Raw genomic sequence first — 15357 nt, 5'->3', positions numbered from 1 at the left:
GCCCCTCGGGCGGCTTCCAGCGCCGCGACAACGACCGTGGCTTCGAGCGCCGTGACCACCGTGGTGGCAGCGACCGCCCGTTCAACCGTGACCGCCGTGACGACCGCCCCTCGGGCGGTGGCTTCCGCTCCGCCGGCCACGACCGCCCGTACGGCCGTCGCGACGACCACCGTGGCTCGGGTTCAGGCACCGGCTCGTTCGGCGGTCGCCGTGACGACAAGCCGCGCTGGAAGCGCAACGGCTGACGTCGACGCCTGATGGGCGCTTGATCAACGCGTGGACAGCGGGCCCGTACAGCACCTCGGTGCCGTACGGGCCCGCTTGCTTTGAACGGGTTCGAAACCGCCTTCCGCCGCCTGTGAGGCTGCTGTTAAAGTCAGCCGACTCGCATGGGGGACGGCTGGGGGGCCTTCTCGCTCGTACTCGCGTCGCCGGATCGGCCGACGCCGTTTCCCCCTGCCCTCAAGTCCTGGGGAGGGGACCTCACTTTGGCTCGTACCGGCAATGCCCTCAGACGTGGCAACGGCCGCACCCGTGCCGCTCTCGTCCTGGCGCTGGCGACGGTGACGGCGGCAGGATCCGGCATCACGGCGCTTCCGGCGACCGCCGCCCCGGCCGCGGACGTGACCGTCCTGCCGGCGGCTCCGCGCTTCGCGCCGCGCGCCACCTCGATCCTCAACGCCGGTGAGACCGGCTATCTGCTGGTGCAGGAGGGCGACGACCGCCTGCTGTGGATCGACTACGCGACCGGCTCGGCGACTCCGCTCGCCACCCGGCTGCCCGAAAAGCCGCGCTACGACATCGACTCGGGTTACTGGGACCACCTCCAGCGTCTCCCGATCGCCGAGGGCGGCTACTACGGCGACGGCTCCGACACGGTCGCGCTGTACTCCGCCTCGCCCGCACCGCACGTGACCCTCCAGAAGGGCGCGGGAGCCGTCTTCGCGGACGTCGTGCTGCCGCAGGGCCAGGAGTACGTCAGTACGTTCGGCGACACCGTCCTGACCCGTACCGGTGAGGCGAGCGCGTCGACCGGTTACCACCTGCTGCGGTACGAGGCGGGGAAGGTGACGGACACGCCGGTCACCGGGTTCCCCGAGGGCGCGGTCCTCCAGGGGGTCGAGGACGGCGACGCGACGTCGGTCATCATCCGGTACCAGGAGTCCGCCGACACATCGGCCCGGCGGTGGCGGATCGTGGATCTGGCGGACGGAGTGGCGAAGCCGCTGCCGGACCGCCCGAGCCCTGACGAGCCGTGGGAGGTGAGCGGCTTCCGGCTCGGCGCCGAATCGATCCTGCGGCTGCGTACCGGACGCGGTATGGCCGATGTGCTCGACCGTGGCGCGCCGGACACGGTGATTCGCAGTGTCGGTACGGGGTCCGTGTCGTACGACGCGACCTTCGCCCTCGTCGGTACGTCCGTCCTCGCGGTCGACCGGCAGAATCCGGGCAGCAACCAGTACCGGGGTTCGGGCCTGTGGCGGCTGCTGAACGAGGACGGCTCCATCAGGAAGGTGCTGGAGCTGGCGCGCAATCAGATCACCACGGCGCCGGACGGCACCGCCCTGATCGCCGGAGCGACGGCCGCCACCGAGCGGGGCGACATCGACTGGGCCGTGCACCGGCTCGTGCCCAAGGCCGACGGCGGCCTGGAGACGCGCCGCGTCTCGAAGGTCGAGCCCATGCCCGCGCGCATCTACGGTCTCTCCCTCGGCAGCGGAATCCTCACCACGGCCGACAACAGCACGTACTACCAGCCGGGCGACTACATCGGCGCGTACCGCAGCACCTGGCTGAGTGCCGCCGGACAGCCGCAGCCGGTCCGCACGACCGTGGACGGGCTGGTCGCCGGCCGGGACGGGAACTGCAGCGCGGACAGCGCGGACCGCTGCGTGTGGATGTGGGCGAGCGGTGACGGCTTCCACGGCCGTCGTGACGCCACCGAGCAGGGCCTCACCATGCTCTACCGCAACGGCGAGGAGAACTGGGGCCCACGCGTCGACACCGGCGCCGACAGTGCCGAACTCACCGACCTCTCCGGCCGGTTCGGCGTGGTCACCAGCGCATCCGGCGGCGGCCAGCACGTCGTCCAGTTCAAGGGCGCCGACCCGGGCGCGGTCCTGGAGAAGCGCAGCAAGGTCGCGTCCGCCGTGTGGGGATCCACGTTGTGGAGCGGCACCAAGGACACCGCCACGATCACCTCGAAGTCACTTCCCTCCAAGACGGCCGGCGAGTCCTTCACCACCACCAACAAGTGCGTGCCGAGCGAACTCCAGGCCGTGGGCCGCTGGGTCTACTGGAAGTGCGTCGACTACTGGGGCGACGAGCACGGCTCGGGCGTCTACGACCGGCAGACCAAGCGGGCCACCACCGCGCCGGGCGGTGCGGTCCTGCTGGGCGACGGCTACTTCGTCCACCAGGGCGAGGCCACCGGACTGGTGCTCTACGACCTGCACGGCGGGCTCCCCGCGTCCGGCGCGGCCGCCGACCTGCCGCACCGGACGCTGGTGAGCGCCTCCGGCCTGGGATCGTCCGCCGTCCGCCGTGCGGGCTGGACGGTGGACCGCTTCGGCGGTCAGGTCGCCTACGCGGGCGACGACCAGCGGGTACGGATCGTGCCGACCGGTGTGCCCGCGCAGCCGGTCACGGTGATCGACTCGGCTGTGGGCGCGACGGCACTGGACCTGTCCCAGGACGGTGCCGCCTGGAAGGGCACATGGTGGCTCTCGAAGCCCGCAGCTGCCTGGCAGTTCACGGTGAAGCGCGCGGACGACGGGACGGTCGTGCGCACCCTTTCCGGCAACGAGGCCCGAGGTACCGTCTCCGCTGCGTGGGACGGCAAGGACGCGGCCGGGCACAAGGCGCAGGACGGCTCCTACACCTGGACGCTGACGGCCCAGCCGGGCGACGGTACGGGCGCCGCTCTGACGAGAAGCGGGAACGTGACGGTCACCGGCGGTACTCCCGTGCAGCCGAAGCCGCGTGACTTCGACGGCGACAAGGTCGGTGAGCTGTTCGGCCTGACGGCGTCGGGCACGTTGTCGGCGAACGAGTTCAACGGGACGACACGGACGTTGACCGCGTCGTCGGGGTGGGCGTCGGGCACGACGTTCGTGCCGTTCGGGGACCTGACCGGGGACCGCTGCAATGACGTGCTCGTGCGGGACGCGGCCGGGCAGCTCTTCCGCTACGCGGGGGACTGCAAGGGCGTGGTGAGGACGGCCGGCCCGAAGGTGTCACTGGGGACGACGTTCAAGCAGTACAACGTGCTGGTGTCCGCAGGGGACCAGACCGGGGACGGGCGGTCCGATCTGCTGGCGCGGCAGTCTTCGACCGGGGACATGTACCTGTTCGCGTCGACGGCGGACGGGAAGCTCGCCGCCGGCAGGAAGATCCACACCAACTGGACGGGTTACAAGAAGATCACCGGCTTCGGTGACGTCACCGGTGACGGGCTGGGCGACCTGCTCCTGCTGGACAAGGCGAACACGCTCTTCCGCGCGGAGGGTACGGCGACGGGTGCGTTCAGGACGCCGGTGAAGCTCTTCGCCGACTGGGGCGCGAACCGCAACACCCTCGTCGGTGTGGGCGACATGACCGGGGACGGCAGGCCGGATCTGATCTCCCGCGACACGAGCGGAAATCTGCTGCGCAATGCGGGCAATGCGAGTGGTTCGATCGGTTCGACCGTGACGATCGGCGACGGCTGGCAGGGGTACGTGGCTCTCTCCTGACGCGAGGTCCGCGAGGTCCGCGAGGTCCGCGAGGTCCGGGAGGGCCAGGAGGTCCGCGAGGTCCGCGAGGGCCAGGAGGCCGAGGGCGGCCCGTACGACGAGGACAGTCGTCGTACGGGCCGCCCAGCTCACATCCTGACCCGTGACGGCTCCGGCGTCCTGTGGCTCCACCGCGGCACCGCCGAGGGCAAGCTCGCGGCCCGTACCAGGATCGGCCCGGGCTGGGGCTCCTGCACCGCGCTCACCGGCCGTGGTGACCTCTCCGGCGACGGCAGGGCCGACCAGGTCTCCCGCGACACAGCGGGCGACCTGTGGCGCAACAACGGCAACGGAGCGGGCTCCTTTCGGCGCCTCCAAGCTGCTCGTCGGCGGCCGGCAGGCGTTCAAGAGCATCTTCTGACGCGCCGCGGATGCGCTTCCGGCGTCCGCACAGGTGTACCCCCGGCTCCCTTGCCGGGGGCACACCTCCGATACCCGATCGGCCTGCCGGTTCGGTCCGGCTATGCTCAGGGGTGTTGTGCCGAGGGCCGTTAGCTCAATTGGCAGAGCAGCGGACTTTTAATCCGTTGGTTGTGGGTTCGAGTCCCACACGGCCTACCAAGTGATCAGCCCCTGACCTGCGGCGGAAGCCGGAGGGCAGGGGCTGGTTCGTTTTCCGGGATCGTTCGCCTGCCCGCTGCCGGCCCGAGTGCACGCGAACGTGGCTGCCGGCCCTTCCGGCCGGCTGCCCGCGCTGAGGGGATCAGTGCGCAACTGGCATGGGTCGTGGCGTGCTTGCTGCCGTGGGCGCACCCGTCCTCGTGGTGTGGCACCACTCCCAGGAGCGTGGAGCTGTTGAGCCGGCGGCCGTTGGACCGGCTGCGTGCGGTGCTGCGATCGATGACTCCGACCTCCGACCTCCGAATCCGACCGGTTTCAGCGGTCCGTCGGGCTTCTCCGGCTCGAGCACCATCGACTGTGTGGGCAGTGGGCCGGCGCCAACGGCTCGTCAGAAGAATCCTGTCGGCGGCGGAGCCCGATGCCGTGCCTCCGGGGTGCTGAAGCCGTGGAAGGCGCCGCCGGTGTCGCCGGTCCTGGCGGGGCCGGCTCGGAGGGCGCTCCGGCGGCACATGCCGGGCAGGACCCTTCGCGACCCAGCGTCCTCACGACGACGCGGTTCCCCTGCCGTGGGCCATGTCGTGGCTCCGTGGGCCCGGCTCCGCGCCTGGGTCCCTAGGGAATTTAGTCTGTTGCCTAGTGTCCATAGGCAGCAGTAGCGTCCTCGATATGAGGGCAATGACCGAACAGGACATCCGCGCATCGTTCGTCAACTGTTCGAAGGGGGAGGCCAGGCGTCTGGCCGTGCCGCGCGATCTCGCCGGGCAGCCCTGGGGCGACCTGGATTTTCTCGGGTGGCGCGACCCGGGGGCACCCGACCGGAGTTTCATCGTCGCCGAACGGGACGGACGGGCCGTCGGAGTGTCTCTCCGTTTCCCGGCCCGGCAGCCCGGCCGGCCCCACCGCAGCATGTGTTCCTTGTGTCTGACGACTCACCCGGCCGACGGGGTCGCGCTCATGACGGCACGCAGAACCGGTCGGGCGGGCCGTGAGGGCAACTCGGTCGGTGTGTACATGTGCAGCGACCTGGGCTGCTCGCTCTATGTGCGCGGCATCAAGGTGCCGGTGCCCGGAGGGCGCTTCCAGGAGTCGCTGACCGTGGAGGAGCAGATCGAGCGCACCCGCGCCCATCTCTTCGCCTTCCTCGACCGGCTCTGATCCGCCCGTCGGTCCGGGGCCGACGCGCGCGGGCTTCACAAGGTGCGGGGCGGTTCCCCGGGTGGGGACACTGGAGGTATGACTGCCAAGGCACTCCTGGAGGGCGGGCCGGACGATCTGGCGGGGCAGATCGTGCCGATCACTCCTCCCGGACAAGAGCTGAAGATCCCGCACCGCGGCGGATACGAGCACTTCAAGGTCACGTCGCGCCATGAGGACAGCCCGGAGGGGCGGCTGCCCGTGTACCAGTGGTGGGAGCGCACCGAGGTCGCCGAATAGGGGTCGCGGGGCGATCCGCGGGCTCGGGCCGGGCGTCCGGTGAGGGGCGCGCGACCCCGCTCGCGCTGCCCGGAACAGTAAATGGAAGTGGATCACGCTCCGATGGCGTAAGGTGGTGTTCACCGACGCGGGGTGGAGCAGCTCGGTAGCTCGCTGGGCTCATAACCCAGAGGTCGCAGGTTCAAATCCTGTCCCCGCTACTGAAGGCCGAGGGCCCGGATCCTGATGGATCCGGGCCCTCGGTCGTTTTTCTGCCGCCGTACGGTTTCCCGCTGTGTTCCCGGGCCGTGCCCGTTGTGTTCCGGCGCCCTTCCTGCTGTGTTTGAGGGCCGTCCCCGCTGTGTTCCGCGCCATATTCCACCCCGTGCACGTGCAGCGGTGCAGCCCCCGCCCCCGCCTCAGGCTCGCGCTTGACCTTTACGCAACGTCAAGTTCTAGCGTGAAGGGCATGGAGTGGTCGATCCAGGAAATCGCCAGGAAGGCCGGCACGACGAGCCGCACGCTCAGGCACTACGGAGAGCTGGGGCTGCTCGAGCCGAGCCGGATCGGCAGCAACGGTTACCGCTACTACGACCAGGACGCCCTGGTCCGGCTGCAGCGGATTCTGCTGCTGCGCGAGCTGGGGCTCGGGCTGCCGGCGATCGCACAGGTCCTGGACGGGCAGCGGGACACAGCGGCCGCGCTGCGGACGCATCTGCTCCTGCTCGAACAGGAGCGGGAGCGCATCGGACGGCAGATCGCCTCGGTGCGGACCACTCTCGACCGTACGGAGAGAGGAGAGGAACTCATGGCGGAAGAAGTCTTCGACGGCTTCGACCACACCCGGTACGAGGAGGAGGTCACACAGCGCTGGGGTCGTGACGCGTACGAGAAGGCCGACCGCTGGTGGCGCTCGCTCGGCGCGGAGGAGAAGCAGGCGTTCCAGGACCGGCAGACCGGGATCGCCCGTGACTTCGGCCAGGCCCTCGCAAAGGGTCTCGCACCGGACAGCGACGAGGCGCAGGCCATTGCGCAGCGGCAGATCGAGTGGCTGTCGGTGACGGTCGCGCCGACGAGGTCGTACGTCATCGGGCTCGGCGAGATGTACGTCGCCGACCCGCGCTTCACCGAGAACTACGACCGGCACGGGGAGGGCACGGCGGTCTTCGTGCGCGATGCGATGAAGGTGTACGCGGAGCGCCACCTCAGCGACGACTGAGGCGTGGCTGTCAACCGCTCGGCGGCGATCGAGGCGCGACCGCCCGCGCGGCAGCAACGGCCGGCTGCGGAGGCCGGCACCCGGTGACGACCGGGTTCGCCGCCGCACCGCTGCTCGCCGCCCCGGCCGCAGGGTCACCAGGAGGGCCCCCTGGTGTCCCCGGAACCGGAACGGCAGGACGTACTCTCGTGGGATAGCCCGGTTGGCCGACGGCGATGAGCCGCGCGGCGCGGCTCCGGCCAGCCTGGATGGGGCGCGGTACCGTCCGCAGCGGTGGGTGGACCGGGCAGGAGACCACTGGTGGCGCAGACAGAGGGCGACGGCGGGCGGCAACGGCGCAACGGCGGCCGGCGGCTGGTCCTGCTGCTGCCCTGGCTGGTGATCGCCATCGGGGTCGTCTTCGATCTGGTGACCCCGGAGTCGTACCGGGCATCGCCGCTCTTCGCCGCCGCACCGTTGCTCGCCGCCCCGTTCTTCTCCTGGCGCGGCACTCTGGTCGCCGCCGTCGCCAGCGTCGCCGTCGTGATCGGGCTGCACGTCTACAACGGCACCCTGAGCCAGGTGCCGGCGACGACCGAGACGCTGACCGTGTTCACGGTCTCCGGTCTCGCTCTCTACATCAACCATGTCCTGCGCCGAAGCGGCCAGCGCCTGGCATCCGCACGTGTGATCGCGGAGGCCGCCCAGCGGGCCGTGCTCCCCACGCCCAGAGAGCGCATCGGCGGGCTGCACATCGCCGCCCGTTACGAGGCGGCGCAGGAGGACGCCTTCATCGGCGGTGACCTCTTCGCCGTGCAGGACACCCCGTACGGCGTGCGTCTGGTGGTCGGGGACGTGCGGGGGAAGGGGCTGGACGCGGTCGAGACGGTGGCCGTGCTGCTCGGGGCGTTCCGGGAAGCGGCGGAACAGGAGCCCTCGCTGGAGCGGGTCGCGCAGCGGCTGGAGCAGGCACTCGCCCGAGAGGGTGCCCACGGCCTGGATGCCGTCGAGGGGTTCACCACCGCCGTGCTCGCCGAGATCCCGCCCGGGAACGGACAGGTCCGCGTGGTCAACCGCGGCCATCCGCCGCCGCTCGTGCTGCATGCGGACGGTTCCCTGGCCCTGCTGGAGCCCAGCAGGCACGCGCTGCCGCTGGGTATGGGCGATCTCGGTCACTGGACGGACGTCGTGGACGAGGTGCCGTTCCCGCCCGGGGCGACCCTGCTGCTCTACACCGACGGACTGTCCGAGGCGCGCGACGCCCACGGCGCCTTCTACGACGTGCGCGTACGAATGGGCGGCCGTATCTTCCCCGGCCCCGACGAACTGCTGGACTCGGTCATCGACGACGTGCGGCGTCACACGGGCGGCGGAACGACGGACGACATGGCCCTGCTGGCCGTCAGCAGACCCGGGGCGCGGCAGCCCGAGCAGCGTCGTGTGATGCCGGTGGTGCCCTGAGCGGCTCGCTGCTGTCCGCGCCCTGAGCGACGTCGTGTGATGCCGGTGGTGCTCCTGTTCAGGCCGCCGCGACGGAGCGTGACCGAAGGGCAGCCCTCCGCATAACATCTGACGAACAGTCAGGAGCGGAGTCTCGGGTGAGAGGGAGTCAACTCGCCCGATTTCTTCATGTTCTGGGTGGAAAGTTCGCACCCGAAGCGTCAAACGATCAACCGGAACAGCTTGGAATAGGCCCCCCGTGTCTATTAACGTTCGATAACGCAGCGCGGTCGTCCCAGCCGTCGCAAGAGACGGCTCCGTGCGCACGCGCCGAATCCCGTAAGGGAACCGGGGAACCACCTTTTGGGGTGAATCGGGCACTTCGCGGTGCTCGTAGGAGACCTTCCTGCTCCGAACCCGTCAGCTAACCCGGTAGGCGAGAAGGAAGGAAAGGAGCACGCCTCCGTGGCGTCCAACGAGCCTGCCCTCCAAGAGCCGCCCACCACCGAGTGGGTCCCCACCGCAGAGTGGGCCCCGGCCGCCGGGACGGAGGAGTGGAACCCGACCGAGGAGACCGTCCGCCCGGTCCGTGGCAGGCACCGCGTCGTCAAGCAGCGCAATGGACTCGCCCGTAGCTCCACCGTCCTCGGAGTCGGTGTCATCGCTGCGGTGGGTGCGGGTGGCATGGCCACCGCGCAGGACAAGCCGGCGGTCTCGATCTCCCTGCCGGACACCATCACGGACAACCTCCCGGACGCCAAGTCGCTGCCGGGTGTGGGTTCCCTGATCTCTGACGACTCCGACGAGCAGGGCGAGGAGCGGAACGAGGCCCCGCTCACGGCCATGTCCGTCGCCGACACGGCGTCCGCAACCGGCACCCAGCAGGGCGGCGGCTCGGGTGAGGCGCTGCGCGCACGCATTCTCCAGCAGGCCGAGCAGCAGCAGGCCGAGGCCGAGGCCGAGGCGAAGGCCGCCGCGGAGAAGGCCGCTGCCGAGCAGGCCGCGGCGGAGGCGACGAAGCAGCAGACGGCAGCCGAGGCGGAGGCCGCCGAGGCGAAGAAGAAGGCGGAGGAGGAGGCGGCACGCAAGGCCGAGGCCGAGCGGCTCGCCAAACTCGCCGCGAGCTACTCCCTGCCGACGTCCTCGTACACGCTCACGTCGACCTACGGTGAGTCGGGCTCCATGTGGTCCTCCGGCTATCACACCGGCCTCGACTTCGCGGCCCCGACCGGTACGCCCGCCAAGGCCGTGCACGGCGGAACCGTCAAGTCGGCGGGCTGGTCGGGCTCGTACGGCTACCGCATCGTGCTGGAACTGGAGGACGGCACCGAGGTCTGGTACTGCCATCTGTCCTCGATGACCGTCGGCGCAGGCCAGCAGGTCGCCACGGGCGAGACGATCGGGCGTGTGGGCGCCACGGGCAATGTCACCGGCCCGCATCTGCACCTCGAGGTGCACACGCCGGGCGGCGCCGGGGTGGACCCGGCGGCGTGGCTGCGGGACAAGGGCCTCAGCGTCTGACGCCGCTTCCTCGCACGACCCCGGCGGGTGCACACGTCCCGCTGCTAAGGGCAGGGCCCTGGGGCCTCCCGTTTGAATCCTGCCGGGCGTGCGTGCCCCGGTACGCACGCTCGCCGCGTTGTCGTCGGTCGCCCATGCTCCGCGTGGGCGGCCCTTCCCGACAGGCCGGCTACGCCCGGTACGGGTTGTACCCGTCGTAGTCCAGATAGGGCGGCGGCGTCCGTGCCCGGCCCGTCGCCTGGGCAGCGTAGGCCAGTGCCGGGGACGCGACGTGCTTGCGCTGCCAGAGATGGTGGAGCAGCTCCTGCTCGCGTGCCACGAAGTCCGGGCCCGCGGTGCCGCGGTGGGCACGGTGGCGCAGGAAGGCCAGGGAGGTCGCGAAGGCCTCGTACTCGGATACCGTCCGTGCGGCCGCATGGCCGTGCGTGCGGCCCGCCATGTCGCGGGCCATCGTGCGCGCCCGCATCGAGGAGAGGGCGAGCGGCTCGGTGGGGGAGAGCCAGCCCGCCGCCGCGTACGCGGGGAGCTGTGCCTCGACCGTGCGCAGCTCCCGCTGCCGGGTCCAGATCGCCAGCCAGGTCAACAGCGCGAAGGCCGGCACCATGAACAGCGCGTACACGGCGTAGAACCCCCAGGGGCCGAACACGCCCGAGCCGTTCCACAGCGCGTGCATGCCCATCGCGAGGGCGAGGCCCAGCAACGGCAGCGCGGTCCTGCGGAACTTCCTCCGCCGGGCGGTGAGCGCCGCGAGACCGAAGCCGATGCCCGTCAGCACGGTGAAGAGCGGGTGCGCGAACGGCGACATCACGATCCGCACGAAGAAGGTCGCCGCGGTGACGGATGCGAAGCCCGAGCGGCCGAACTCCTGGTCCTCACCGAACGCATTGCCGAGGTAGAGGATGTTCTCGGTGAAGGCGAAGCCGGTGGCGGTGAAGCCGGCCACGACGACGCCGTCGACGACGCCGGTGAAATCCCGCTTCCGGAAGACGAAGATGAGCAGGATGGCGGCCGCCTTCGCGCTCTCCTCGACGAGCGGCGCCACGATGGTCGCGCCGATCGTGTCCGCAGAGGTGGGATCCGCCGTTGCGGTGGCTATCCACTGGGTCGCGAACGAATTGGCGATGATCGCGACGAGCGCGGCGGCGCAGGCCCCCCAGGCGAAGGCGAACAGGAGATTCCGCCAGGGGCCCGGCTCGACGCGGTCCAGCCACCGGAACGCTGCCATCAGCAGCGGCACGGGCAGCAGCGCCAGGCCGAGGCCCACCAGAAGACCCTCGGTACCGGTCTGTTCGCGCACCAGCGCGAGGATGACCAGTCCCGAGAGCGCGAGCAGGGTGATCACGGTCCAGGCGCGCAGTGCCCTGCCGCGCCAGAAGGCGCGGCGAGGTTTGTAGCGCCAGCGCGCACGCTCCGGCACCGCGTCGAACAGCGGCTGTTCGCCGCACGCCGGTACGGCGGGATGCGGCGCTGTCGGATGCTGCTGCGGGGACCAGTCGGACACCCGACGACCCTAACGAGGGACACCGACAGCGCGCGACGGCGTCACGGGCTATCGGCCGCTGCGGCGGAACAGCAGATCGTGCACGACATGCCCCTTGTCGAGGCCCTGGCCCTCGAACCGGGTGAGCGGACGGAAGGCGGGCCGGGGCGCATAGCCGCCGTCCTCCTGGGTGTTCTCGAAGTCGGGGTGCGCCGAGAGAACCTCGAGCATCTGCTCGGCGTACGGCTCCCAGTCGGTCGCGCAGTGCAGCACCGCGCCGGGCTTCATCCGGCTCGCGGCGAGCGTGAGGAACTCCGGCTGGATCAGCCGGCGCTTGTGGTGGCGCTTCTTGGGCCACGGGTCCGGGAAGTAGACCCGGAGTCCGTCGAGCGCGTCGGGTACGAGCATTTCGCGGAGCAGGATGATCGCGTCACCGTTGGCCACACGGACATTGGTCAGACCCGAACGGTCCGCGAGCCCGAGAAGATTGCCCTGGCCCGGGGTGTGCACGTCGACGGCGAGGATGCCCGTGCCGGGATTGGCGGCCGCCATCTGCGCGGTCGCCTCGCCCATCCCGAAGCCGATCTCCAGGACGACGGGCAGCCCCTCGAACATCTCGCCGAGATCGAGCTTCCGCATCCCGTCGATGTCCAGCCCCCAGGTGGGCCACAGCCGCAGCAGCGCATCGCCCTGCCCGGCGGTCACACGGCTCCGGCGCGGCTGGAAGCTGCGGATGCGCCGCTCGTGGTGCGACCCGGCCGGATCGGCGGCCGGCCCGCCCGGGAACCGCGGCTCGCCCTTGGCCCGGGCGGCGACGGCACGGGTGCCGGAGGTCCGGGTGTTCTCGGCGTTCCGGGGAGCTTCGGTGGTGACGTTCTCGAACTCAGACACAATGCCCCGATTGTACGGCGAGAGACGCGGGGGCCGGGTGGCCTGCGTCACGGCCTCGCGGGCCGACGTCTCACGGCCCTGACGGACCGCGGCCTCATGCCCTCGAGAGCTGCGCCAGTGCCCGACGGGCCACTTCGCGGCCGATCGGGAGCGAGGCCGTCGCGGCAGGGGACGGGGCGTTCAGGATGTGGACCGTACGGGGTGCCTCGTGGATGAGGAAGTCATCCGCAAGGGTGCCGTCGCGCAGCACCGCCTGCGCCCGGACGCCCGCCGCGGCCGGCCGCAGGTCTTCCTCCGTCACTGCCGGCAGCAGCCTGCGGACCGCTTCCGTGAAGGCCCGCTTCGACAGCGAGCGGTGCAGTTCGCCCGCGCCGTACCGCCAGTGGCGGCGGGCTACGCGCCAGGAGCCGGGCCAGCTGAGCGTCGAGGCGAGCTCGCGAGGGTGGACCGTGGACCAGCCGTATCCCTCGCGGGCCAGCGCCGGCACCGCGTTCGGGCCGACATGGACGCCGCCCTCGATGCCACGGGTGAGATGGACCCCGAGGAACGGGAACGCCGGGTCCGGGACCGGATACACCAGCCCGCGCACCAACTCGGGACGCGCCAGCTCGTAGTACTCCCCTCTGAAGGGCACGATCCGCATCCCCGGCTCGTCGCCCGTGAGCCGCGCCACCTGGTCGCAGTGCAGGCCCGCGGTGTTCACCAGCATCCGCGCCCGGACGATCCGCCCTCCGCCCTCGGCGGAGGGGCCGCCGGAGGAGGTCCGCACCGCGACACCCCACGGGCGCCGATCGACGGCCACCAGCTTCTCGCCGTAGCGGATCTCCGCGCCCGAAGCGCCCGACACCTCGGCGAGCTGCGCCGCGACCGCACCGAAGTCGCACACGCCTGTCGTCCCGACATGGATGGCCGCGACCCCTTGGACCCGCGGTTCGTACTCGGCTATCTGCGCGGGACCCAGCTCGCGCACCGGTATCCCGTTCTCCCTGCCGCGCTGCACCAGGGCGTGCAGCCGCGGCAGCTCCTCGCTCCCGGTGGCGACGATCAGCTTGCCGGTGACCTCGTGGGGAATTCCGTACTCGGCACAGAACTTCACCATCTCCGCAGCCCCGCGCACGGCGAAACGTGCCTTCAGCGACCCCGGCCGGTAGTAGATGCCGCTGTGGATCACTCCGCTGTTCCGCCCGGTCTGATGACGGGCAGGGCCGGACTCCTTCTCCAGCACCACCACGGACGTGCCGGGCGCCGCGCGCGTCAGGGCATACGCCGTCGACAGGCCGATGATCCCGCCACCGATCACCACCACGTCACAGTCGTATGCCGCCGTCATCTCACACCTCTTCCTCCCCGATGATGCACTGGCCCGCTGACAAAGGCGTTAAACCAGGTCGGAGAGGTCCGACACGTTTCCGGGGGCGGAATACGGCTCATGCCGGTGCCATCAGCAGCGGTCGTGCCCTCTCCCGCAGCTCCGCAACGCGCGGCTCGTCGCCGTACGGCTCCAGCCGGTGCAGCAGGTCCCGTACGTACTCCGTCGTACGCGCGGACGAGATCCGGCCCGCCACTTCCACCGCCCGCGTGCCCGCCGCGCACGCCGCATCGAGGTTTCCCGACTCCAGCTCGGCCACGGCGCTCACCACCAGACGCAGCCCGTGCGACCGCACGAATTCCTCCGTCGGCCGGGACAGCGCCTGCTCCGTGAAGCGCCGCACCTGCCGGGGGGCCTTCAGATCGCGGTAGCACTCGGCGGCGTCGGCCGCGAACCGGTCGTACGAGTAGAAACCCAGCCAGGACGGGTCGCCATCGCCCTCACGTGCGCGCTCCAGCCAGCTCTCCGCGGCCTTCAGCGCCGCACCGGCTGCAGCCGCGTCGCTCGCCTTCGCATGCGCCCGGGCCTCCACCAGGCGGAAGAAGCTCATGGTGCGGGCGGTGGCGAGTCCCCGATTGCGCTCCACGGCCGCCTGGGCCAGGTCGACGCCCTCGTCCGCGAAGCCCCGGTAGGTCGCCTGCAGGGACATCGATGCCAGGACGTAGCCGCCGAGCGGCACGTCGGCCGCGGCGCGGGCGAGGCGCAGTGCCTGGATGTAGTACCGCTGTGCGGCCTCCTGCTGGCCCGTGTCGAACGCCATCCAGCCGGCCAGTCTGGTCAGCTCGGCGGTCGCACCGAACAGCGCGCGGCCGACCTCGTCCGAGTACGACCCGAGCAGCAGGGGCGCCGCGTCGACCCGCAGGCACTCGGGAACCATCGACGAACGCCAGTCCCCGCCGCCGTACTTGGAGTCCCAGCGACGGGCGTCCTCGGCGGCTTCGCGCAGCTTCGCCACATCGGTGTGGCCGACCCTTACGTGGCCTTCATGGCTTTCCTGGCCGTCCTGGCCGTCGTCGGAAGGGCCTTCCGTGGCTGCCGGCTCGGAGCCGCCGGCCGCGGAGGGGGCGGCTGCCGGGCCGGCCGTCCCTGTGTCCGCCCGTTCCAGATGGCGCGCGACCGAGGGGTCCGCGGGCGTGATCAGCCAGCGGGATGCGGGTGTCGCGTAGGCGCTCACCGCGAACGAGCCGGCCAGCGACTGCCAGATCCCGCCGCCGCCCGCCCGTCGCCCTGCCAGGTCCAGCCTGTACAGCTCGGTGGCCGACCTCACCGCCTCGCCCACGTCGCGGGGGAAGGCGAGCCCGACCTCGGGGGCCGGATCGGCGTCCGCGAGTCCGATCTCGTGCAGCGGAACCGGGCGGCCCAGCTTCTGCGCGATGGCGGCGGCGATGAGATGGGGCGCGGCGCCCTGCGGCACCATGCCCTTCGACACCCACCTGGCCACCGATGTCTTGTCGTACCGAAGGGTCAGCCCGCGCTGCGCTCCGAGGTCGTTGACCCGCCGGGCGAGGCCGGCGTTGCTGATTCCCGCGAGGGCGAGAACGGTGCCGAGTTTTTCGTTCGGCCCGCGTTGCTCCCTGGACATGCGCCACCCCTCGACACACAGACGGCCGCCGGGCCACCCGGTGCAGGCGCGCGCGGCATTCGTACTGTGTCCTCCTCCGGGGACGCGGCATCCGCCGGCGGCTCCGCCAAAGAGCCCGGACCCCGCCGC

The 15357-nt window shown here is 71.1% G+C and carries 10 protein-coding genes, 2 tRNA genes, 1 pseudogene and 1 riboswitch; of the genes and pseudogenes, 9 read left to right on the top strand and 4 right to left on the bottom strand.

The window, feature by feature from the left end; translation table 11 throughout:
* The 9 genes and pseudogenes from AC068D_RS07635 to AC068D_RS07595 form a co-directional block, all read left to right on the top strand.
* A pseudogene (locus AC068D_RS07635) lies at positions 1 to 245 on the top strand (DEAD/DEAH box helicase); the annotation flags it as partial.
* Positions 246 to 488: 243 nt separating this feature from the next.
* Positions 489 to 3734, top strand: a complete 3246-nt coding sequence (locus tag AC068D_RS07630; RefSeq protein ID WP_478822056.1) for an FG-GAP-like repeat-containing protein — start codon at positions 489 to 491, stop codon at positions 3732 to 3734.
* Between the two features lie 524 nt (positions 3735 to 4258).
* Positions 4259 to 4334: transfer RNA gene (locus tag AC068D_RS07625), tRNA-Lys, on the top strand.
* A gap of 666 nt (positions 4335 to 5000) precedes the next feature.
* Positions 5001 to 5489, top strand: coding sequence for an FBP domain-containing protein (locus AC068D_RS07620; RefSeq protein ID WP_478822055.1), 489 nt, complete (start codon positions 5001 to 5003; stop codon positions 5487 to 5489).
* Positions 5490 to 5567: 78 nt separating this feature from the next.
* Complete coding sequence (locus AC068D_RS07615; protein ID WP_478822054.1) at positions 5568 to 5768, top strand: DUF5988 family protein; 201 nt, start codon at positions 5568 to 5570, stop codon at positions 5766 to 5768.
* A gap of 126 nt (positions 5769 to 5894) precedes the next feature.
* Positions 5895 to 5968 (top strand) — tRNA-Met (locus AC068D_RS07610).
* Positions 5969 to 6216: 248 nt separating this feature from the next.
* Positions 6217 to 6966: a MerR family transcriptional regulator gene (locus AC068D_RS07605; protein WP_478822053.1), complete on the top strand. Its 750-nt coding sequence runs from the start codon at positions 6217 to 6219 to the stop codon at positions 6964 to 6966.
* A gap of 300 nt (positions 6967 to 7266) precedes the next feature.
* The gene (locus AC068D_RS07600) at positions 7267 to 8406 is read left to right on the top strand and encodes a PP2C family protein-serine/threonine phosphatase (RefSeq protein WP_478822052.1); all 1140 of its coding nucleotides are present in this window, start codon (positions 7267 to 7269) and stop codon (positions 8404 to 8406) included.
* 297 nt (positions 8407 to 8703) lie between these two features.
* Positions 8704 to 8839: riboswitch (cyclic di-AMP (ydaO/yuaA leader) on the top strand.
* A gap of 11 nt (positions 8840 to 8850) precedes the next feature.
* On the top strand, positions 8851 to 9906 hold the full coding sequence (locus tag AC068D_RS07595; RefSeq protein ID WP_478822051.1) for a M23 family metallopeptidase: 1056 nt from the start codon (positions 8851 to 8853) through the stop codon (positions 9904 to 9906).
* A gap of 169 nt (positions 9907 to 10075) precedes the next feature.
* Here the strand turns inward: AC068D_RS07595 and AC068D_RS07590 are convergent, their stop codons facing one another.
* From AC068D_RS07590 to AC068D_RS07575, 4 genes are all read right to left on the bottom strand, one after another.
* A complete protein-coding gene (locus tag AC068D_RS07590) occupies positions 10076 to 11407 on the bottom strand; it encodes a PrsW family intramembrane metalloprotease (protein WP_478822050.1) in 1332 nt (443 codons plus the stop codon).
* Positions 11408 to 11455: 48 nt separating this feature from the next.
* Entirely contained in the window at positions 11456 to 12277 is an 822-nt protein-coding gene (trmB, locus tag AC068D_RS07585) for a tRNA (guanosine(46)-N7)-methyltransferase TrmB (RefSeq protein WP_478822049.1), read from the bottom strand.
* A gap of 94 nt (positions 12278 to 12371) precedes the next feature.
* Entirely contained in the window at positions 12372 to 13607 is a 1236-nt protein-coding gene (lhgO, locus tag AC068D_RS07580; protein WP_478822048.1) for an L-2-hydroxyglutarate oxidase, read from the bottom strand.
* Positions 13608 to 13704: 97 nt separating this feature from the next.
* On the bottom strand, positions 13705 to 15228 hold the full coding sequence (locus tag AC068D_RS07575) for an MFS transporter (RefSeq protein WP_478822047.1): 1524 nt from the start codon (positions 15226 to 15228) through the stop codon (positions 13705 to 13707).
* Positions 15229 to 15357 lie beyond the last annotated feature (129 nt).

The sequence above is a fragment of the Streptomyces sp. NPDC043861 genome (genome assembly GCF_056435905.1).
This window is presented reverse-complemented; position numbering and strand designations above follow the sequence as displayed.